The organism is Streptomyces sp. SYSU D01066-1 (assembly GCF_054956795.1).
In genome coordinates this window covers 203,297-222,511 of record NZ_JBUDHV010000005.1, presented here as the reverse complement: position 1 = coordinate 222,511, position 19,215 = coordinate 203,297, and the positions used below count along the sequence as shown (strand labels likewise).

Here is a 19,215-nt window from a genome sequence, read left to right as displayed (position 1 = left end):
CATGACCACGAGGATCCTCCCGGCGGTCGGTGACGCGGACGCCGTCCGGTCCGTCACCACCCTGCTCAGCCAGCTCCCCGACGCCGAGCCGGTCGCTCCCGTCACCGACTCCACCCAGCTCATCGACACCCTCGCCCGGCTCGCCGCCGAGTCGGTCGACGAACTGCCCGAGGTCGTCGTCGTCCACGAGCGGATCGGCCCCGTCCCGGCCCTGGAGCTGATCCGCGAGGTCGCCCTGCGCTTCCCGGCCGTCGGCGTCATCCTCGTCACCTCCGACGCCGGACCGGGACTCTTCCAGGCGGCCATGGACTACGGCGCCCGCGGCCTGATCGCCCTCCCGCTCACCTACGAGGAACTGGCCGCGCGCGTTCACGTCGTCGCCCAGTGGGCGGTGGGCGTACGCCGCCACCTGGGCAGCGGCGGCGACACGAGCACCGGCGCGGGCGGCACCGTCGTCACCGTCAGCGGCGCCAAGGGCGGGGTCGGCGCCACCGTCACCGCCGTCCAGCTGGCCCTGGCCGCCCAGGCGTCCGGCCGCTCCACCGCCCTGCTCGACCTCGACCTGCAGACCGGCGACGTCGCCTCCTACCTGGACGTCCAGTTCCGCCGCTCGGTGCTGGACCTGGCGGCGATCACCGACATCTCGCCGCGCGTCCTGGCCGACGCCGTCTTCCGCCACGACAGCGGCCTGGCCCTGCTGCTCGCCCCCGCCGAGGGCGAACGCGGCGAGGACGTCACCGACCGGGCCGCCCGCCAGATCGTCGGCGCCCTGCGCTCCCGCTACGACGTCGTCGTCATCGACTGCGGCGCCCAGCTCGGCGGGGCCGGCGCGGCGGCCGTCGAGACCGCCGACACCGCGCTGCTGGTCACCACCCCCGACGTGGTGGCCGTCCGGGGCGCCAAGCGCGCGGTGCGGATGTGGGAGCGGCTCCAGATCCGCAAGGCCGAGGAGACCACCGTCGTCGTCAACCGGCACACCCGCGGCACGGAGATCCAGCCCCCGCTGATCGGCCGGATCACCGGCACCGCCGTCGCCGCCACCACGATCCCCGCCCACTTCAGGGAACTGCAGGCCGCCGTGGACGCCGGCCGCCTGCACGAGCTGGACGCCCGCTCCACCGTACGGCAGGCGCTGTGGGGCCTCGCCGCCGAGACCGGCCTGGTCAAGGCCCCCGGCACGGCGGTGCAGAAGGGCGGCCGGTTCCGCGGCGACCGGGGCGCGGTGAGCCTGCGGCGGCGCAGGGGAGGCGGGGGATGAACCGCCCGCGCCGGTACCGGGCCGAGGACCGGGGCCAGGTCACCGTCGAGTTCCTCGGCATGACCCCGGTGATCCTGGTGACGCTGGTGGTGCTGTGGCAGCTCGTACTGGTGGGGTACACCTACACGCTCGCGGGGAATGCTGCGGACGAGGCGGTACGGGCGGGGACGGCGGCGGCACCGGGGGAGCGGCAGGGCGCCTGCCGGGCGGCCGGCCTCGACAAGCTGCCGGACGCGTGGAGCGGCAGCGCGGACTGCGAGACCGGGGGTGGGTATGTCACGTCGACCGTCGAACTCCAGGTCCCCGTCCTCTTCCCGGGCGCCCTCGGGCTCCCCTTCACGGTCCGCGGCCACGCGGGCGCGGTCGAGGAGGAGAGGGACTGAGATGCCCAGCCGACGCCACCGCCGCAGGTACGGCGACCGCGGCCAGGCCGCCGTCGAGTACCTAGGGTTCCTGCCCGTCCTGGTCCTGGTCGCGCTGGCCGCCGTACAGCTCGGGCTGATCGCCTACACCGCCCAGCAGGCCGGCACCGCCGCCCGCGCCGGGGCGCGCGCCGCCTCGCTCGACGAGAGCGCCCAGCAGGGGTGCGCGGCGGCGGTCAGCGGCTGGTTGGCCGGCGGGACCGCCTGCCCGGCCTCCTTCGGCGGTGACGAGGTGACGGTCACCGCCACCGTCGACATCCCCTCCGTCGTCCCCGGCTGGGACTTCGGCGACGCCACCCGGACCGCCACCATGCCGCTCGACGCGGACGACCGACCGAGGACTTGAGGACCGAGGAACGAGGAGCACCGGACGCATGAGCCTGCGCGCGCGCATCCACTCCCCCGAGGAGCACGGCAGCCGGGGCGAGGACGGCCACCTGGTCGCCTCGTACCGCTCCAAGCTCCTGGAGGAGATCGACCTGGCCGAGATGAGTTCGCTGGCCGCCGCCGAGCGCCGGGCCCGGCTGGAACGCGTCCTCGGGCACATCATCAGCCGCGAGGGACCGGTCCTGTCGACCGTCGAGCGGTCGCGGCTGATCCGGCGGGTGGTCGACGAGGCGCTCGGCCTCGGCATCCTCGAACCGCTGCTCGAAGACGCCTCCGTCACCGAGATCATGGTCAACGGGCCCGACGCGATCTTCGTGGAGCGCGGGGGACGGGTGGAGCAGCTGCCCCTGCGCTTCGCCTCCCACGACCAGCTGATGCAGACCATCGAGCGGATCGTCTCCACCGTCAACCGGCGGGTGGACGAGTCCAACCCGATGGTCGACGCCCGGCTGCCGTCCGGGGAGCGCGTCAACGTCATCATCCCGCCGCTCTCCCTGACCGGCGCGATCCTCACCATCCGCCGCTTCCCGCGCTCCTTCACCCTCCAGGAGCTGATCGGCCTCGGCTCGCTCGACGAGCACATGCTGTACCTGCTGGCGGGGCTGGTGCGGGCCCGGTTCAACATCATCGTCTCGGGCGCCACCGGCACCGGCAAGACCACGCTCCTCAACGCCCTGTCCGGGCTGATCCCGGAGCACGAGCGGATCATCACCATCGAGGACTCCGCCGAACTCCAGCTCCAGCAGGCCCATGTGATCCGGCTGGAGTCGCGGCCGCCCAACGTCGAGGGCAAGGGCGTCGTCACCATCCGCGACCTGGTCCGCAACTCGCTGCGGATGCGGCCCGACCGGATCGTCGTCGGGGAGGTCCGCGGCGGCGAGTGCCTGGACATGCTCCAGGCCATGTCGACCGGCCACGACGGCTCGCTGGCCACCGTCCACGCCAACAGCGCCGAGGACGCGCTGATGCGGCTGCAGACCCTGGCCTCCATGTCCGACGTGGAGGTCCCCTTCGTCGCCCTGCACGACCAGATCAACAGCGCCGTCGACGTGCTGGTCCAGCTCACCCGCTTCCCCGACGGCGCCCGCCGCATCACCGAGGTCGCCCTGCTGGCCAGCCACGGCGGGGAGCCGTACCGGCTGGCCACGGTCGCCCGCTTCCACGCCCAGCCCATGACGCCCGACGGCCGGGTGCACGGCGTCTACGAGCACTATCCGCTGCCGCGCCGCACCGCCGACCGCCTCCACATGGCCAGCCAGCCCGTCCCGCAGGCGTTCGGCGTCGCCCGCACCGCGGAGCAGCTCGCCACCCGAGAGACCCGGTAGACCCGGTAGGAGACCCGTCCGATGGAACTGTCCGCCCTCGTCCAGCTCACCACCGGCGTCACCCTGCTGGCCTGCGTCCTGGCCGTCGCCGGCCTGCACTCCTACGCCTTCGGCCGGGCCCAGCGCCAGGCCCTCGTCGACCGGCTCACCGCCACCGGCCAGGTGACCTGCAACGGCCGCCGGCGCCGCTTCCCGGAGCTGGACCGCCGGCTGCGCCGCACCCGGCTCGGCAAGAACCTCGAACTGCGGCTGTCGGCCACCGGCCTGGACGTCACCCCGGGCGAGTTCTCCGTCTACCTGCTCGCCACCGTGGCCGGGCTCTGGCTGGTCGGCCAGGCGGCCCTCGCCCCCTTCTTCGGCCCGATCGCCGGGCTGCTGGGCGTCTGGGCGGCGGTCCAGTTCCTCACCTGGCAGCGCCAGAAACGCATCGAGAAGTTCATCAACCAGCTCCCCGAACTCGCCCGCATCCTCGCCAACGCCACCCACGCCGGACTCGCCCTGCGCACCGCCATCGGCATGGCGGCGGAGGAACTGGAGGCCCCGGCGGGCGAGGAACTGGGCAAGGTCGCGGGCCAGCTCGCCGTCGGCGCCTCCATGGACGACGCCCTCGGCGAACTCGCCGAACGCCTCCCCTCCCGCGAACTCGTCGTCCTCGTCACCACCCTGGTCCTGTCCAACAAGGCCGGCGGCCAGGTGGTCAGCGCCCTGCGCAACCTCACCGAGACCCTGGAGGAGCGCAAGGAGACCCGCCGCGAGGTCCGCACCCAGCTCTCCCAGGTGAACATGACCTCGTACGCCGTCCCGGTTCTCGGCGTCGGCTCGCTCTTCCTGATGAACGGGGTGAAGGACGGCGCCCTGGAACGCATGACGGGCTCCCCGGCCGGACAGATCGCGGTGCTCGTCGCCTTCGGCCTCTACGCCGTCGGCTTCGTCCTCATCCGCCGCCTGTCCCGCATCGACGTCTAGGGAGGTCACGTCATGGGACTGCTGCTCGCCGCTGTCATGGGCCTCAGCGTGTGGGGCGTCTTCGCCGGCATCCGCATGTACCGGGCCGACGCCAAGCTCCCCGCCGACCTCGTCCTCGCCCTGGAGGTCGGCGCCACCCGCACCGGCGCCGTCGACTCCCTGGTCGACCGCATGGGCATGCGGTACGCCCCCGCCGTCCTGCGGCTGATGGGCCCGGGGCAGGTCGCCAAGTACCGCCGCCGCATCGACCTGGCCGGCAACCCCGGCGGCCTGACCATCGACCGCTACGCCGCCCGCCGCGCGGTCTACGGCGCCCTGGGCGCCGTGGGCTTCCTGGTCTTCCTCCTGCGCGGCCAGTACCTGGTCGCCCTGCTCCTGCTGGCCTTCGGCGCGTTCTGGACCGAGGTCGGCATCTGGTCGGCGATCCGGATCCGCAAGGACGTCATCGAGCGCACCCTGCCCGACTTCCTGGACGTCCTCGCGGTCGTCGTCTCGGCGGGCCTCGGCTTCCGCCAGGCCCTGGACCGGGTGGCGACGCGCTACGAGGGCCCCTGGGCCGACGAACTGCGCATCACGCTGCGCCAGATGGACCTCGGCATGAGCCGCCGCGAGGCCTTCGCGGAGCTGCGCAGGAGGAACGACTCCGAACAGGTGGCGATGTTCGTCACCGCGCTCCAGCAGGGCGAGGAGCTGGGCGCCCCCATCGTCGACACGCTGGTCTCCCTCGCCAAGGACATGCGCCGCACCGACGCGCAGAACGCCCGCCGCAAGGCCGCCCGCGCGGTCCCCAAGGCCACCATGATGATCACCACCTTCATGGTCCCGGCCACGATGATCCTGCTCGGCACCGGCCTGATCCTCGGCTCCGGCACCGACTTCGGCACGATCACCGGTGAGTAGGCGGGTCGGATGACGGTCACGGGGACGACCGGGCGCCGCCTCGGGCTGCGGCGCCGCCGCCCGAGGGCACCCGAGATCACCGGCCCGCCGGCGGGGACCGTGCTGCCGGACCACGTCAGGACGGGCGCCGCGGACGTGCCCGTGACGTCGGTGACGCCACCGCCGGGGGTGCCGGAGGCGCCGGGCACGCCGGGCGTGCCGGGGACGCCGGGGCGGGCGCCGGCGGCCGGGCCGGGCGAGGAGGCGCCGCGCGCCCCCGGCATCGGCCTGCAGGTCAACGCCCTCCAGGCGATGTGCCGCCAGGTCTTCGGCTTCCGGCTGGCGATGATCGCGGTGGCCGCGCCCGCCGCGCTCCTCAACGCCGGCCCCGGCGTGGGCGTCCGGCTGGTCGGCGCGGCCGTGGTCGTCACCTTCATGGGCTCCTACGTCCTCTTCCGCGACTGGGAGCGCTTCGGCCCGCTCCTGCTGCGCCACCCGACCCTGCTGGCCGCGGACACCCTCTTCGGCGCGCTGCTCCTGTTCTCGGCGGGCCCCGACACCACCCTGGCCTACGTCAGCGTCTGCACCCCGCTGCTGGCCGGCCTGGTCTACGGCTGGCGCGGCGCCGCCGTCTTCGCCTCGCTCCAGTCGCTGATCCTGCTGCTGGCGCACGCGACCGCCCCCGACTTCTCCCCGGGCGTCGCGGAGTCGCTCCTGCTGCCCGGCCTCTGCGTCGTCGCCGGAGCCGCCGGCTCCAGCCTGCGCGGCCTCATGCTCCGCTTCGGCTCCGCCACCCGGGCCCTGACGGCCGTCCAGGCCCGGCTGGCGGCGACGGAGGCGGTCAGTGCCGAACGCGCCCGCCTCGCCCGCGAACTGCACGACTCCGTCGCCAAGACCCTGCACGGCGTCGCCCTCGCCGCGGACGGCCTGGCCGCCTCGGCGGGCGCCGACCGGATGGACCCGGCCCTGGTGCGGCGGCAGGCGGAACTGGTCGCCCGCTCGGCCCGCCGGGCCGCCGCCGAGTCCCGGGAACTCCTCACCGACCTGCGGCGCGAGTCCGACCCCGGGCACGGCACCGACGTCCTGGTCGAACTCGCCGCCCGCACCCGCGCCTTCGGCGCCCGCACCGGCCTGCCGTCCGTCTACCACCCCACCGGCGGCCACGCCGTGCCCCCGGTCGCCCCGGCCGTGGCCCGCCAGGTGCTGACGATCGCCGAGGAGGCCCTGGAGAACGCCCACCGGCACGCCGCCGCCACCCGGATCGACGTCCGGGCGGGCGTCCACGACGACCACCTCCGCGTCACCGTCCAGGACGACGGGACGGGCCTGCCCGAGGGCACCTCCCTCGAACAGCTCCGCCGCACCGGCCACTTCGGCCTCGTCGGCATGGTGGAGCGGGCCGCCTCGATCGGCGCCCGCATCCGCGTCGGCCCGGGCGAGCGCGCACGGGGCACGGAGGTCCGCCTGGACCTGCCACTGGCGGCCCTGACGACGACCGCGACCGCGCCTACGACCGAGACCGAGACCGCGACCGCGCCTACGACCGAGACCGCGACCGAGGTCGCGCCTACGACCGAGACCGCGACTACGACCACGACGCCTCGACCAGCCGAGGAGACCCGCTGATGACATCCCCGCCGCCGGTCCCGCCCGTCCCACCGGTCCCGCCCACCCCGGCCGTCCCGCAGGGTTCTCCGCCCCCGGCCGCGCTGCGGGTCGTCGTCGCGGACGACAACCCGGTCGTCCGCGCCGGACTCACCGCCCTGCTCTCCGGCCGCGCGGACATCACGGTGGTCGCGGAGGCCGCCGACGGCCGCCAGGCCTGCGAGGCCGCCGACCGGCACCGCCCCGACGTGGTCCTCCTGGACGTCCGCATGCCCGGTGTGGACGGCCTCTCGGCCCTTCCCTACCTCGTGCGCATCGCCCCGGTGATGATGCTGACGTACAGCGGGGAGTCGGAGACGGTACGGGAGGCGCTGCGCCGGGGAGCGGGCGGCTACCTGGTCCACGGCGAGTTCACCGCGGACCAGCTGATCACGGCGGTACGGGACACCGGGGCGGGCCGCACCCACTTCTCGCCGACGGCTGCGGGAGCGGTTCTTGAACAGCTCAGGAGTGCGAATGCATACGGTGATGCGGTACGGCAACCTCCGTATAGTGCCGCAACCAAGACGAGTTCATCCGTCTTCACGGAAAACCTTTCGCGAATGCAATCGGATGTGGGACAGTCGTCGAGTGGCAGGCCGAAGTTCCAGCTGAGCACCAGGGAGGCGGAGATCATGGACCTCATCGCGTCCGGCATGACCAACCAGCAGATCGCCGCGGCCTGCTTCATCAGTGAGAAGACGGTCAAGAACCACATCAACCGCATCTTCGCCAAGCTGCACAGCACCAGCCGCGCCGAGGCGACCGCCAAGTGGCTGGGCAACTGGGGTGATCCGCGGTGAGGCGCCGGATTTGGGCCCGGGATTGGGCCCAGGGGCCCTCGGGGGCAGGGCACCGGCACCCGTACGGTGCGGCCACCGGCACCGGCCACCGCGAAGGGGAACACCATGGGCAACTGGCTGCACACGACGGCCGCTTACCTTCAGACCCGCGCCGCCCGGGGCGACAAGGGGCAGACGGCGGTGGAGTACCTGGGGATCATCGCGGTGGTGGTGGCGATCGTGCTGGCCATCACGGGGACGAGCATCGGGCAGACGATCTTCGACGCGATCACCACCAAGATCAGCGAAGTCACCGGCGGCTGAGCAGGTTCCGCCAGCACGGCGACGCGGGGCAGGCCTTTCCCATCTACCTCACCGTGGTGGGCGGCCTGCTCTTTCTCGCGCTCGCGTACCTGGCGGTGGGCCAGGCCGGAGCCAACCGGAACGGGGCCCAGACGGCCGCCGACGCGGCGGCACTGGCGGCGGCGCAGGACTGGCGGGACCAACTCGCCGGACAGTGGGTCGAGAACGTGGCCGACCCGGAGTCCTGGCAGGACATCTTCGACGGCTTGGGCCAGGGGCTCACGCCCTCCTGCTGGCGAGCGGAACAGCTCGCGGCACAGAACGGCGCGGCTCTCGACGCCTGCGCTCCGGTCGGGCCGCTCGAATACACGGTGGAGGTCACCGCTGAGGATTCCGTCGGCGACTCCATCGTCCCCGGCACCGAGGACATCCACGCGCGTGCCGTAGCCACGGCGGTCATCGAATCTCGCTGCACGTTCGAGCTTCCCGGACCCGACGCGGACGACGAGACGCTGCCGGGACTCACCTGTGAGGGCGGCGAGGAGTGGGAGTTGGACCCGGACGATCCCACCGGACTCCCGGAGCCGCGTGACCTCTTCGACGTCCACCTGACCGACGCTTGAGAGAACGACGAGTGATGAAGGAAGCGAAGTCATGAGCATGCGGCTCACAACGAAGGCCCTCAGAGGGATGGTCGCGTTGACCGCTGTGGCCACAGTGGCCCTCGGGGTGGCCGGCTGCGGTGGTGGTGACGGGAAGGAAAAGAGCCCCGACGCCTCGGCGTCCGCGTCCAAGGGCACGGGGTCCGACCCGAGCACTCAGGACGGCAAGGCCGAGGCCCCGCTGGCCGAGGTGAAGGGGTCGAACGGCCTGCTGCTGCGGATCACCTCCGCCGAGCGCGACGCCGGTGGTTTCATCACGGTGAACGCGGATCTGAAGAACGACGGGGACAAGGGCGTCACCGTCCCCTCGGCGCTCAGCGGCAACGAGACCGAGATCACCAGGAACGGTCGCTCCCTCGGCGGAGCCACCCTCGTCGACTCGAAGAGCAAGAAGCGGTACTACGTCCTGCGCGACACCGACGGCCGGCCCCTGACCACCACCGGGTTCACGACCCTCAAGGCCGGCGACAGCCTCGCCGTCTTCATGCAGTTCCCCGCACCGCCGGCGGACACCACCGAGGTCACCTTCCAGCTGCCGACCTTCGCCAGCGCGACCCTCTCCATCTCCGGGTGAGGCACACCGTGACCCGCATCCGACTCGCCGCCACCCTCGGTGTCACCGTCCTCCTCCTGGCCGGTGGCGCACCCGCCCACGCCGACGACGCCCCCAGCGTCCCCCCGGGAACCGAAGCCACCCCCTCCGCCCCCGTCGAAGTGGACCCCAACGACCCCGACCTGAAGCTCCCCGAAGGGGCCACCCTCGCCGGGGTCAAGGTGCTGGACATCAAGTCGGTCGTCGAGGACCAGAGCGGGGACGAGCGCCGGGAGGACACCAACACGGACGTGAAGTTCGCGCTCCAGGCCGAGGTGCTGTTCGGCAAGGACAGCGCGAAGCTCGGCGGCGAGGCCAAGTCCCGGATCGTCGGCATCGCCGAGGAGATCAAGGCGCAGAACGCCACCAGGATCCGCGTCTTCGGCTTCACCGACGACCTCGGCTCCGCCGCCCACGGTGACGACCTGTCCAAGGAACGCGCCAACGCCGTCCACGACCTCCTCTCCCAGGCCCTGGACGACCCCGGCATCACCTACGAGGTGCGCGGCTACGGCGAGCAGTACCCGATCTCCGACAACTCCACGGAACCGGGCCGCAAGAAGAACCGCAGGGTCGAGGTCTCCTTCCCCCGGACGGAGAACTGACCCGAGTGGTACGTGAACCAGCCGCCCTGACGCTCCTCGCGGTGCTCGCCCTGGCCGGCTGTGGGGGCGGCCCGGACCGCGCCGCCGGGGAGACCCCCACGCCCCGGCCACCGTCCCCGTCGTCCCCGTCGTCCCCGTCGCTCCCATCGTCCCCGACGCCGACCGCGGCGGACGGACGGAACACCGACGCCTGCGCCGACGCCGACTGCGAGGTCACCGTGTCCGAACCGGTGGCCATCCCGTTCCGGGGCCCGGAGGGCACCGCCGAGCTGTCCGTGACCGAGGTCGGCCCGGACCGGGTCCACTACGACGTCACCGCCGGCGACGCCGCTCCAGTGGCGGCGCCGACGGCCCGGGCTGGGGCTGCTACACCGTCCTCGGCGAGGACAGCGGCAGCAACGGCTGCGGCCCCGCGGCCCCGGCGCCCAGCGCGGCCCCCGGCACCGTGGTCCTCCACCTGGCGACCGCCCCCGACGGCACGGCCACCGTCCGGATCAGCTCGGGCTGACCCCCGCCCCCGCCTCCACCTCGACCCGCACCCCCGGCCGCACCCCCCACCCGGCCATCACCCCGGCCACCGCCTCCAGCACGTGCCGCGACCGCACCCGGGGCAGGCCCAGCCGCCCCGGCACCATCGTGCGCACCGCGAGCACGGTGAGCCGCCGGTCCAGATAGGCCACGTCGATCGGCATCCGCATCCGGAACGTGTGCACCGAGCCGGCCGGCGACAGCAGCATCGCCCCGTCCACGGCGTCCCGCCCCAGCAGCCCCCGGGTCCGGGCCCGGTAGGACGCCGCGATCTCCAGCGGAACCCGTACGTCCGTCCCCCCGGCCCCCGCCGCCGGCACCACCAGGGTGCCCCGGCCGTCCCGCCACCGCCGCCCGGTCACCGCTCCACGCTCCCGGCCGACGCCCGGTACAGGTCGCGCAGCAGGGCGATCTCCGCACCGTGGTGCAGCAGTTCCTGGTCGACCCACCACACGATGTCGAGGAACGGTTCCTCCGCGTCGCCGCCGTGCGGACAGGTGCAGTGGCCCACCCGGTCGAGCGCGGCGTCGTCCGCGCTCAGCAGCGCCTTGCGCCACGCCGCCGCCCCGGCCCCGAAGGCGGCGACCGCCCCCGCCGCGTCCCCGGGGACCGCGATGTCGTCCCGCGTCAGGGAACGGTTCCCCGCGGTGTGGTCGGCGCGCAGCGCCGGCATCTCGGCGAGGTGGCTCAGCCGCCACGCGAGGGTGGTGAAGGGCGGCGGCCACGGATGCGGGTAGGGCGCCGCGTCCCGGCCCCACTCGCCGGAGGCCGCACCCGCCAGGAACTCCGCCCGCGCCCCCGGCCCGTCCGCCCGCCGCCGTACCGACCAGCAGTCCGGCACCGGCTCCCAGAAGTACTCCGCGCCGGTCAGCGGTCCCACCGCCGTCTCCGACCCGTCCCCGCTGTCCAGCACGGGCCCGGTCAGCCGGGCGGCCAGCCGCTCCCGGGCGAAGTCGAACTGGTCGAGCAGGGAAGCGAGACGGGGAGGGATCACGCTGCACACTCCTGTGATGGTCCGGCGGGGCGGCGGGGCGGCGGTTCGGCGGCCCGGCACGTCGGCCGGCCGACCCGCCAGCCTGGCACAGCCAACCCCCGCGCCGCGCCCCGTTTCCCGGTGCCGGATCATCCGGCCGAAATGGCGTTGTACGGCGCCCCACCACCCGGGTAGGAAGACCCCATGACCGCACTCGGCGCCGTGTTCCGTCCCCAGCTCGCCCCCGAACGGCTGCGTGCCGTGGCCCGGACCGCCGACGAGGCGGGACTGGACGAACTGTGGCTGTGGGAGGACTGCTTCCGGGAGGGCGGCGTCTCCACGGCCGCCGCCGCGCTCGCCTGGACCGAACGGGTACGGGTCGGCGTCGGTCTCCTCCCCGTACCGCTGCGCAACGTCGCCCTCACCGCCATGGAGGCCGCCACGCTGCGCCGGATGTTCCCCGGCCGGGCCGTCCTCGGTGTGGGCCACGGCGTGCAGGACTGGATGGGACAGGTGGGCGCGCGCGCCGAGTCCCCGGTGACCCTGCTGCGGGAGTACCTGACCGCGCTGCGGGCCCTGCTGGCGGGCGAGCGGGTCACCACCGGGGGCCGCTACGTCCGCCTCGACGACGTGGCCCTGGACTGGCCGCCGGACGCGCCCGGCGGTGCCGACGTGTTCGCCGGGGCCACCGGCCCGCGTTCGCTGCGGCTGTCCGGCGAGGCCGCGGACGGCACGGTGCTCACCTCGGCCACCACGCCCGAGGGGGTACGGGCGGCCCGCCGGCTCATCGACGAGGGCCGGGCCGCGGCCGGCCGGACCGACGGGCACGAGGTCGTCGTCTACCTCCTCACCGCCACCGGCCCCGACGCCGGCGCCCGGCTCCGCGCCGAACTGGCCGCCGAGGGCCTGGACCCCGTACCGGGTCTCGGTGTGGCCGGCGACGCGGGTGCCGTCGCCGAGGCCGTCGACCGGCTGGCCGGGGCCGGCGCCGACACGGTGGTCCTCCAGCCGACGGCGGACGAACCGGACCCGGAGGGCTTCGTCCGCTTCACGGCCGAACGCGTCGCCCCGTTGCTGGCCTGACCCGGGGACGCCACCGCGCCCGCCACCGAGGGCCGGCCGCCGGCCGCCGCCCGGGGCACGGCCCCGCTCCGCCCGCGCGGCGTCGCGGTCGTCGCCGCACCGCGAAAGACGCCGCCGCACCGCACGGACGTCCCGGCGGTCCGACGTCCCGACGACCCGACGACGTCACGCATCACATGTGCACCCTTCGCCGGGTAATGCCCGATAGCTCCACCGAGGATCTCCACGAGGTTTCCACATCGTTATCCCGCGCGGTGTCCGGCGACTCGATCGCGCCCCGCCGTATCGCGTAAGTTCAGACCACGTCGATTCGCGCGAGCAAAGCCACGTGGGGGGCACCGCGCAGCGGAGGGGGCTGCGCGGTGCCGGGCCACGTGCGCGTTCGCCGGTGACGCCGTCCGGCGGGGGGGGGAACCGGGGGTGCTTCACCGGGCGGGCCGGAGTGTGTGCCGAATTCCGCGGAACGCCTCTCGTGTCACACGGCCCCTAGGGGATTCCGCTGTGTTCCGGCCATGATTCCGGCGTGGACCGGGGCTCCGCCGGCCAGCGCCGCGTCGCCGTTCGAATGCGGAGAGTAGTTGTTTCGCGCCGATGCACCCAGCAGCCCTCACGAAGGGTTATGGTGGAAACCCCCCCTCGGGCCGGTCCGTATCCCCCCCCACGGACCGGCCCGTTTTTCTGTGTGGCCAAACCGGGCCGTGCGCACCGCCCCGTTCCGGCGAATGCGCGGACACGCCGGCGGATCACGTGTAACGAACAGTTCATCAGCGCGCCGTCATATGCCGGGGCATGGCCGCGCTTCCGGCAGGGCATAAAGCAACCAGGTCGACACCCGAACCACGGGTGTCGGTTCTCAGCGGGCGGCGCGGGGCCGTCCCGCCCGGGAGGCCCTTTGCACCAGCCCGACCGTGCGGTCTCGGCACGGGAGAAGCAGTGGAGGGCCGGTCCCCGGCCCGTGCGGTGTGTGCATCGCGGCCGACGACCGGTCCAGCCCCACTCCGTCGCTCCCCGACCTCTCCCGAGGGGGTACGTCCTTCCGTGGTGACCAGCGCAAAGCGTCCCAAGCCAGACCGGCGCACCTATGTTCTCGACACCAGCGTCCTGCTGGCCGATCCGAACGCTCTCAGCCGCTTCGACGAGCACGAGGTCGTGCTTCCGATCGTCGTGGTCACGGAACTGGAGGCCAAACGGAACCATCCCGAACTCGGCTACTTCGCCCGGCAGGCCCTGCGGCTGCTCGACGACTGCCGGGTGCGGCACGGCCGCCTGGACGCCCCGATCCCGGTCGGGGAGCTCGGCGGCACCCTGCGGGTCGAGCTGAACCACTCGGACCCCAGCGTGCTGCCCAGCGGCTACCGCCTGGGGGACAACGACTCCCGCATCCTCGCGGTCGCCCGCAACCTCCAGGCCGAGGGGTTCGACGTCACCGTCGTGTCGAAGGACCTCCCGCTGCGGATCAAGGCGTCCTCCGTGGGGCTGCTGGCCGAGGAGTACCGGGCCGAACTGGCCATCACGGACTCCTCCGGCTGGACCGGGATGGCCGAGCTGACCCTGCCCGGCGAGCAGGTGGACGTCCTCTTCGAGGAAGGGCGCGTCCGCGTGCCCGAGACCGCCGGCCTGCCCGTGCACACCGGACTGACCATCCAGTCGGAGCGGGGCAAGGCGCTCGGCCGGGTCACCCCCGAGGGCGATGTCCGCCTGGTGCGCGGCGACCGGGAGGCGTTCGGCATCAAGGGCCGCAGCGCCGAGCAGCGGATCGCGCTCGACCTGCTGCTCGACCCGGACATCGGGATCGTGTCGATGGGCGGCCGGGCCGGCACCGGCAAGTCGGCGCTGGCGCTGTGCGCGGGCCTGGAGGCGGTCCTGGAGCGCCGCCAGCACCAGAAGGTGATGGTCTTCCGGCCGCTGTACGCGGTGGGCGGGCAGGAACTGGGCTATCTGCCCGGCACCGAGGCCGAGAAGATGAGCCCCTGGGCGCAGGCGGTCTTCGACACCCTCTCGGCGGTCACCAGCCGCGAGGTCATCGAGGAGGTCACCGCGCGCGGCATGCTGGAGGTGCTGCCGCTCACCCACATCCGCGGCCGGTCGCTGCACGACGCGTTCGTCATCGTGGACGAGGCCCAGTCCCTGGAGCGCAACGTCCTGCTGACCGTGCTGTCCCGGATCGGCGCCGACTCGCGGGTCGTCCTCACCCATGACGTGGCACAGCGGGACAACCTCCGCGTCGGGCGGTACGACGGCGTCGTCGCCGTGGTGGAGAAGCTGAAGGGGCATCCGCTTTTCGCGCACGTCACGCTGAACCGGTCCGAAAGGTCCCAGATCGCGGCGCTCGTCACCGAAATGCTGGAGGAAGGCCGCATTTGACATACGCTTTGACGCACGCGTAGACGGCGCCGTCCGGAAAAGGCCAAGAGCCTAGCCGGGCGGCGCCTTCGCGTGCGGGGGTTTCCGTGAATACCCGGGGACGAACGCGGTGTGAGCTTTCACACGCAACTCGAGATTGCCTCACGCCGTCCGGTTACGGCAGAGTCTCGTTCCTGTCAGGCCCCGCATACGACACACGCGTACCCCCAGCGGTACGCAATCACAGCATTACCAGGTCAACTCCATAGCCACGTCGTATGCCGCCCGAGCACCACGCGGCACTCCCGCACCGGGAGTCGCCCACCGGGTCCGCGCCTCCCGTGACCCCGAAGTTGGGGAGGCCAGTGCCAGGGGCACGATCGCGTCCGCGAGGGTCACCGAAGCGGGCGATGCTGGAAGGAAACCGTGTGAGCCGGATCTCGGTCCGGGGATTCGCAGTGGCCTCGGCCACGGCGGTCACCGCTGTCGGAAGCGTCGTCGGTGTTGCCTCGGGCAGCACCATGCAGGGCAACAACGACGCCGAGGCGACGGCCAGTGGCACGACGCTCCTCGCGGACATCCCCGTGGGGCAGCAGGCCCAGGTCCAGACCGCGTCGCTGACGCAGCAGGCCGACGCGCAGGCCATCGCCGCCGACGCGGGCGCCAGGAAGCAGGCGGAGGAGGCGGCGCGCAAGGCCGCAGCCCAGACCGCGGTCGCCAAGAAGAAGCAGGCCGACGCGGCCGCCAAGAAGGCCGCACAGGACGCGAAGGAGCGCGAGGAGGCCCAGGAGGAGGCCAGCCGCGACGCCACCCGCGACGCCTCCGACTTCACCGTCCAGAGCTCCTACACCGTCGCCCAGATCCAGTCGATGGCGCGTCAGATGGTGCCGAGCGCCCAGTTCCAGTGCTTCAGCAACATCGTGGACCACGAGTCGAGCTGGAACTACAAGGCGGTCAACGCCTCCTCCGGCGCCTACGGTCTCTTCCAGGCCCTGCCCGCCTCCAAGTACTCCTCGGTCGGCTCCGACTGGCAGACCAACCCGGCCACCCAGATCAAGTGGGGCCTGAACTACATGAACGAGCGCTACGGCAGCCCGTGCGAGGCCTGGACCTTCTGGCAGGCCAACCACTGGTACTGAGCCGCCCGCGGCCCTCGTACCGCCGCTCGGTCCCGCGCAGCCCCTCGCCGTCCCGCGGTGAGGGGCTTTCGCGCGCCCGCCCTGTACGGTCGGAGCGACGGCTCCGGGGGGAGTGGTGGGGAGAGACGGGGGAAGAGGGCGGATCATGTCGCGAGTGCCAGGGTGGATCGGCCGGCTCGGCGCCGGGCTGACCCGGATCAGCCGGACGCTGAACCAGCGGCGCGCGGCGGCGGTGCGCGAGGACGCCGACGCCGACGCCGTGGGGACGCGGTCGTACGACCATCAGGGGTACGGCCGGCAGGAGTACGACGACCAGGAGTACGAGCGGCGGCCGTACGACCACGTACCGCCGCCGCCGGACCACCCGCCCGCCGTCCCCGCCCGGCCCGATCCCGCCCAGGCCGTGCCGTGGGGCGTACGGGTCGCGGCCGAGGCGGGCTGGCGGCTGCTGGTCCTCGCGGGCACCCTGTGGGTGCTGATGCGGATCATCAGCGCCGTCCAGCTGGTCGTGCTGGCCTTCGTCGCCGCGCTGCTGATCACGGCACTGCTCCAGCCGACGGTGGCGCGGCTGCGGCGGGGCGGGGTGCCGCGCGGAGTGGCCACGGCGCTCACCGCGATCGGCGGGTTCGTGGTGATGGGCCTGATCGGCTGGTTCGTCACCTGGCAGGTGATGGAGAACATCGACAGCCTCTCCGACCAGGTCCAGGACGGCATCGACGAGTTGCGCCGCTGGCTGCTCGACAGCCCCTTCCACGTCACCGACAAGCAGATCAACGAGATCGCCGAGAACCTGCGGGACGCCGTCGGCGCCAACACCGACCAGATCACCTCCGCCGGCCTGGAGGGCGTGACGGTCGTCGTCGAGGCGCTGACCGGCATCCTGCTGGCGGTCTTCTCGACCCTGTTCCTGCTCTACGACGGCCGGCGGATCTGGGAGTGGTCGCTGAGGCTGGTCCCGGCCGCCGCCCGGCCCGGCGTGGCCGGCGCCGGTCCGCGGGCCTGGCGGACGCTGACCGCGTACGTGCGCGGCACGGTGCTGGTGGCCCTGATCGACGCCGTCTTCATCGGCCTCGGCATCTACTTCCTCGATGTGCCGATGGCCGTGCCGCTGGCCGTGTTCATCTTCCTGTTCGCGTTCGTCCCGCTGGTCGGCGCCGTGGTGTCGGGCGCGCTGGCGGTCGTCGTCGGACTGGTGACGCAGGGCGTGTTCACCGCCGTGATGGTGCTCGTGGTGGTGCTGGCGGTGCAGCAGATCGAGGGGCACATCCTCCAGCCGTTCATCCTGGGGCGGGCGGTGCGCGTCCATCCGCTCGCGGTGGTGCTGTCGGTGTCGGCCGGCGGCCTGGTGGCCGGCATCGGCGGCGCGGTGGTCGCCGTACCGCTGGTCGCGGTGACCAACACCGTCGTGGGTTATCTGCGGGCGCACTCCCGGCAGGCGGCGCTGCGGGCCACGCCCCGGCCGCACGGGGCCACGTCGACGGACGCCGCCCCGGCGGCGGACGAGCCCCCGCCCGCCGACCCGCCGCCGGCCTCCGCGTGACGACATGCCGATGTGCCGACGGGCTCCGCCCACCCGGAGGTGGGCGGAGCCCGTCGGCACATCGGCATGTCGGGGCACGGAGGACTACTCGGCGAGGACCGCCTCGGCGTCCAGCGTGGTGCCCACGGCCTGGACCACGGCCGCGATCTTGAAGGCTTCCTGGACCGTCTCCCGGTCCACGCCCGCCTTGCGGAGCGCCCGCTCGTGCGAGTCCAGGCACGTGCCGCAGCCGTTGACGGCGGAGACCGCGAAGGACCACAGCTCGAAGTCGGCCCTGTCGACGCCAGGGTCGCCGATGACGTTCATCCGCAGCCCGGCGCGCAGGGTGCCGTACTCGTGGTCCGACAGCAGGTGCCGGGTGCGGTAGAAGACGTTGTTCATCGTCATGACCGCGGCGGCCGACCTGGCGGCCGTGTACGCCTCCGGCGTCAGGTGCGCCTTCGCCTCCGGCGCCAGCTCGCGCAGCACGACCGGGGAGCGCGAGGCGACGGCGGTCGCCAGCACGGTGCCCCACAGCCGCTGCGCCGGCAGCGCCGAGTTGCCGATGACCGAGCCCAGGTTGAGCTTCAGGTCCTTGGCGTACTCCGGTATGGCGGACTTCAGGGTGTCGAGGGACATGTCAGCTCACTCCCCCGCCAGCAGCGCGACGGGGTCGAGGGTCTCGTCGCCCCTGGACCAGTTGCACGGACACAGCTCGTCCGTCTGGAGGGCGTCGAGGACCCGCAGCACCTCGTTGGGGTTACGGCCGACGGAGCCGGCGGTCACCATGGTGAACTGGATCTCGTTGTTCTGGTCGACGATGAAGACCGCGCGCTGTGCGAAGCCGTCCTCGCCCTCGATGCCGAGCGCGCGCATCAGCTCGTGCTTGGAGTCGGCCATCATCGGGAACGGCAGGTCGGTCAGGTCCGGGTGGTCCTTGCGCCAGGCGTGGTGGACGAACTCGGAGTCACCGGAGAAGCCGAGGAGCTGGGCGTCGCGGTCGGCGAACTCCTCGTTCAGCCTGCCGAAGGCCGCGATCTCGGTCGGGCACACGAAGGTGAAGTCCTTGGGCCAGGCGAAGACGACCTTCCACTTGCCCTCGTAGGTCTTGTGGTCGATCCGCTTGAACTCCTCGCCCTTCTCCAGCGAGACACAGGCGGTCAGTTCGAACTCGGGGAACTTGTCACCGACAGCGAGCACACGCTCTCCTTGCAGCGCGGGAGCGCCCGGTTTGCAGGCGTTTCCCATGGGTTGGACGGGTGCGATGGTGGCACAGGGCACGCTGAACGCGGAAACAGTCACACGCGGCCGGGTTGACCGCGGGCGGTTGTCGGTACGGCCGGCGACAAGCCCGGGAGGCCCGGCCCCGTCCGGTCCCGCCCCGCTCCGCGCGGTCGCCGCGATCGCCGCGCACCTGCGCTTCCGCGCCGCCGCCGCGGCGATCGGCACGCGCCGGCCCGCGCTCCCGGAAGCCGTCCCGGCCTGGAGAGGACATCCGGCGCCACCCTCGTCGCGCGTACGACGCGCAGAGCGCTGTTCACTCCTGAGGGTGAACGGCTTCTGCTCCGGGCCAAGGCGGCACCGCGGCAGCCGGAGGCGCCGGCGGAGGCGCCGGCGGAGGCGGCCGCGGCCCCGCGCGCCCCGGCCACCGGCGCCCTGCGCCGGCCCGACCGTCACGCCGTACGTGCCGCCGGCCGTGCTGCGCCCGGCACCCGGGCGCCGGGCGGGCCCCGGCCCCCGGGAGCACGGGGAGCGGTCCGCGAGCCCGCCGGGCGGGCCCGCTTCCGGCCGCCGGATCCGCTGCC

General features: G+C 73.2%; 20 protein-coding genes. 16 read left to right on the top strand and 4 right to left on the bottom strand.

What is annotated here, in order from left to right; translation table 11 throughout:
* The first annotated feature begins 1 nt into the window (after position 1).
* The 12 genes from ACY1JF_RS07735 (at position 2) to ACY1JF_RS07680 (ending at position 9,825) form a co-directional block, all read left to right on the top strand.
* Complete coding sequence (locus ACY1JF_RS07735) at positions 2–1,258, top strand: AAA family ATPase (RefSeq protein WP_462704240.1); 1,257 nt, start codon at positions 2–4, stop codon at positions 1,256–1,258.
* A complete protein-coding gene (locus ACY1JF_RS07730; RefSeq protein ID WP_462704239.1) occupies positions 1,255–1,641 on the top strand; it encodes a TadE/TadG family type IV pilus assembly protein in 387 nt (128 codons plus the stop codon). Before ACY1JF_RS07735 ends, ACY1JF_RS07730 begins: the two co-directional genes overlap by 4 nt.
* Position 1,642: 1 nt before the next feature.
* Positions 1,643–2,026, top strand: a complete 384-nt coding sequence (locus ACY1JF_RS07725; protein WP_462704238.1) for a TadE/TadG family type IV pilus assembly protein — start codon at positions 1,643–1,645, stop codon at positions 2,024–2,026.
* Between the two features lie 28 nt (positions 2,027–2,054).
* The gene (locus ACY1JF_RS07720; RefSeq protein WP_462704237.1) at positions 2,055–3,392 is read left to right on the top strand and encodes a CpaF family protein; all 1,338 of its coding nucleotides are present in this window, start codon (positions 2,055–2,057) and stop codon (positions 3,390–3,392) included.
* A 21-nt stretch (positions 3,393–3,413) separates the two neighbouring features.
* Positions 3,414–4,358, top strand: coding sequence for a type II secretion system F family protein (locus ACY1JF_RS07715; RefSeq protein ID WP_462704236.1), 945 nt, complete (start codon positions 3,414–3,416; stop codon positions 4,356–4,358).
* A 12-nt stretch (positions 4,359–4,370) separates the two neighbouring features.
* Entirely contained in the window at positions 4,371–5,258 is an 888-nt protein-coding gene (locus tag ACY1JF_RS07710; RefSeq protein WP_462704235.1) for a DUF5936 domain-containing protein, read from the top strand.
* 9 nt (positions 5,259–5,267) lie between these two features.
* Positions 5,268–6,863: a sensor histidine kinase gene (locus tag ACY1JF_RS07705; protein ID WP_462704234.1), complete on the top strand. Its 1,596-nt coding sequence runs from the start codon at positions 5,268–5,270 to the stop codon at positions 6,861–6,863.
* Positions 6,863–7,684, top strand: coding sequence for a response regulator (locus ACY1JF_RS07700; protein ID WP_462704233.1), 822 nt, complete (start codon positions 6,863–6,865; stop codon positions 7,682–7,684). The genes ACY1JF_RS07705 and ACY1JF_RS07700 overlap by 1 nt, the downstream gene beginning before the upstream one ends.
* Before the next feature lie 105 nt (positions 7,685–7,789).
* Positions 7,790–7,987, top strand: coding sequence for a Flp family type IVb pilin (locus tag ACY1JF_RS07695; RefSeq protein ID WP_403532714.1), 198 nt, complete (start codon positions 7,790–7,792; stop codon positions 7,985–7,987).
* A 56-nt stretch (positions 7,988–8,043) separates the two neighbouring features.
* Positions 8,044–8,589, top strand: a complete 546-nt coding sequence (locus ACY1JF_RS07690; protein ID WP_462704232.1) for a pilus assembly protein TadG-related protein — start codon at positions 8,044–8,046, stop codon at positions 8,587–8,589.
* Positions 8,590–8,620: 31 nt separating this feature from the next.
* Positions 8,621–9,202, top strand: coding sequence for a hypothetical protein (locus ACY1JF_RS07685; protein ID WP_462704231.1), 582 nt, complete (start codon positions 8,621–8,623; stop codon positions 9,200–9,202).
* Positions 9,203–9,210: 8 nt separating this feature from the next.
* Positions 9,211–9,825, top strand: a complete 615-nt coding sequence (locus ACY1JF_RS07680; RefSeq protein ID WP_462704230.1) for an OmpA family protein — start codon at positions 9,211–9,213, stop codon at positions 9,823–9,825.
* A gap of 494 nt (positions 9,826–10,319) precedes the next feature.
* On the opposite strand, the gene ACY1JF_RS07675 is transcribed toward ACY1JF_RS07680, so the two are convergent.
* Together ACY1JF_RS07675 and ACY1JF_RS07670 are read right to left on the bottom strand one after the other, a co-directional pair.
* On the bottom strand, positions 10,320–10,715 hold the full coding sequence (locus tag ACY1JF_RS07675) for a DUF192 domain-containing protein (RefSeq protein WP_462704229.1): 396 nt from the start codon (positions 10,713–10,715) through the stop codon (positions 10,320–10,322).
* On the bottom strand, positions 10,712–11,347 hold the full coding sequence (locus ACY1JF_RS07670) for a DinB family protein (protein ID WP_462704228.1): 636 nt from the start codon (positions 11,345–11,347) through the stop codon (positions 10,712–10,714). The genes ACY1JF_RS07675 and ACY1JF_RS07670 overlap by 4 nt, the downstream gene beginning before the upstream one ends.
* A 183-nt stretch (positions 11,348–11,530) precedes the next feature.
* Between ACY1JF_RS07670 and ACY1JF_RS07665 the strand changes: the two genes are divergently transcribed.
* The 4 genes from ACY1JF_RS07665 (at position 11,531) to ACY1JF_RS07650 (ending at position 17,431) form a co-directional block, all read left to right on the top strand.
* Positions 11,531–12,409: an LLM class flavin-dependent oxidoreductase gene (locus ACY1JF_RS07665; protein WP_462704227.1), complete on the top strand. Its 879-nt coding sequence runs from the start codon at positions 11,531–11,533 to the stop codon at positions 12,407–12,409.
* A gap of 1,038 nt (positions 12,410–13,447) precedes the next feature.
* Positions 13,448–14,773, top strand: coding sequence for a PhoH family protein (locus tag ACY1JF_RS07660; protein WP_462704226.1), 1,326 nt, complete (start codon positions 13,448–13,450; stop codon positions 14,771–14,773).
* Between the two features lie 407 nt (positions 14,774–15,180).
* Complete coding sequence (locus tag ACY1JF_RS07655) at positions 15,181–15,891, top strand: aggregation-promoting factor C-terminal-like domain-containing protein (RefSeq protein ID WP_462704225.1); 711 nt, start codon at positions 15,181–15,183, stop codon at positions 15,889–15,891.
* A 145-nt stretch (positions 15,892–16,036) separates the two neighbouring features.
* Positions 16,037–17,431, top strand: coding sequence for an AI-2E family transporter (locus tag ACY1JF_RS07650; protein WP_462704224.1), 1,395 nt, complete (start codon positions 16,037–16,039; stop codon positions 17,429–17,431).
* An 84-nt stretch (positions 17,432–17,515) separates the two neighbouring features.
* On the opposite strand, the gene ACY1JF_RS07645 is transcribed toward ACY1JF_RS07650, so the two are convergent.
* Together ACY1JF_RS07645 and ACY1JF_RS07640 are read right to left on the bottom strand one after the other, a co-directional pair.
* Entirely contained in the window at positions 17,516–18,049 is a 534-nt protein-coding gene (locus ACY1JF_RS07645) for an alkyl hydroperoxide reductase (RefSeq protein ID WP_462704223.1), read from the bottom strand.
* Positions 18,050–18,055: 6 nt separating this feature from the next.
* A complete protein-coding gene (locus tag ACY1JF_RS07640) occupies positions 18,056–18,610 on the bottom strand; it encodes a peroxiredoxin (RefSeq protein WP_462704222.1) in 555 nt (184 codons plus the stop codon).
* Positions 18,611–19,215: the final 605 nt, after the last annotated feature.

Coding starts and splice junctions, on each gene's coding strand:
- ACY1JF_RS07735 (WP_462704240.1), top strand. CDS start 2: ATGACCACGAGGATCCTCCCGGCGGTCGGTGACGCGGACGCCGTCCGG.
- ACY1JF_RS07730 (WP_462704239.1), top strand. CDS start 1,255: ATGAACCGCCCGCGCCGGTACCGGGCCGAGGACCGGGGCCAGGTCACC.
- ACY1JF_RS07725 (WP_462704238.1), top strand. CDS start 1,643: ATGCCCAGCCGACGCCACCGCCGCAGGTACGGCGACCGCGGCCAGGCC.
- ACY1JF_RS07720 (WP_462704237.1), top strand. CDS start 2,055: ATGAGCCTGCGCGCGCGCATCCACTCCCCCGAGGAGCACGGCAGCCGG.
- ACY1JF_RS07715 (WP_462704236.1), top strand. CDS start 3,414: ATGGAACTGTCCGCCCTCGTCCAGCTCACCACCGGCGTCACCCTGCTG.
- ACY1JF_RS07710 (WP_462704235.1), top strand. CDS start 4,371: ATGGGACTGCTGCTCGCCGCTGTCATGGGCCTCAGCGTGTGGGGCGTC.
- ACY1JF_RS07705 (WP_462704234.1), top strand. CDS start 5,268: ATGACGGTCACGGGGACGACCGGGCGCCGCCTCGGGCTGCGGCGCCGC.
- ACY1JF_RS07700 (WP_462704233.1), top strand. CDS start 6,863: ATGACATCCCCGCCGCCGGTCCCGCCCGTCCCACCGGTCCCGCCCACC.
- ACY1JF_RS07695 (WP_403532714.1), top strand. CDS start 7,790: ATGGGCAACTGGCTGCACACGACGGCCGCTTACCTTCAGACCCGCGCC.
- ACY1JF_RS07685 (WP_462704231.1), top strand. CDS start 8,621: ATGAGCATGCGGCTCACAACGAAGGCCCTCAGAGGGATGGTCGCGTTG.
- ACY1JF_RS07665 (WP_462704227.1), top strand. CDS start 11,531: ATGACCGCACTCGGCGCCGTGTTCCGTCCCCAGCTCGCCCCCGAACGG.
- ACY1JF_RS07650 (WP_462704224.1), top strand. CDS start 16,037: ATGTCGCGAGTGCCAGGGTGGATCGGCCGGCTCGGCGCCGGGCTGACC.
- ACY1JF_RS07645 (WP_462704223.1), bottom strand. CDS start 18,049: ATGTCCCTCGACACCCTGAAGTCCGCCATACCGGAGTACGCCAAGGAC.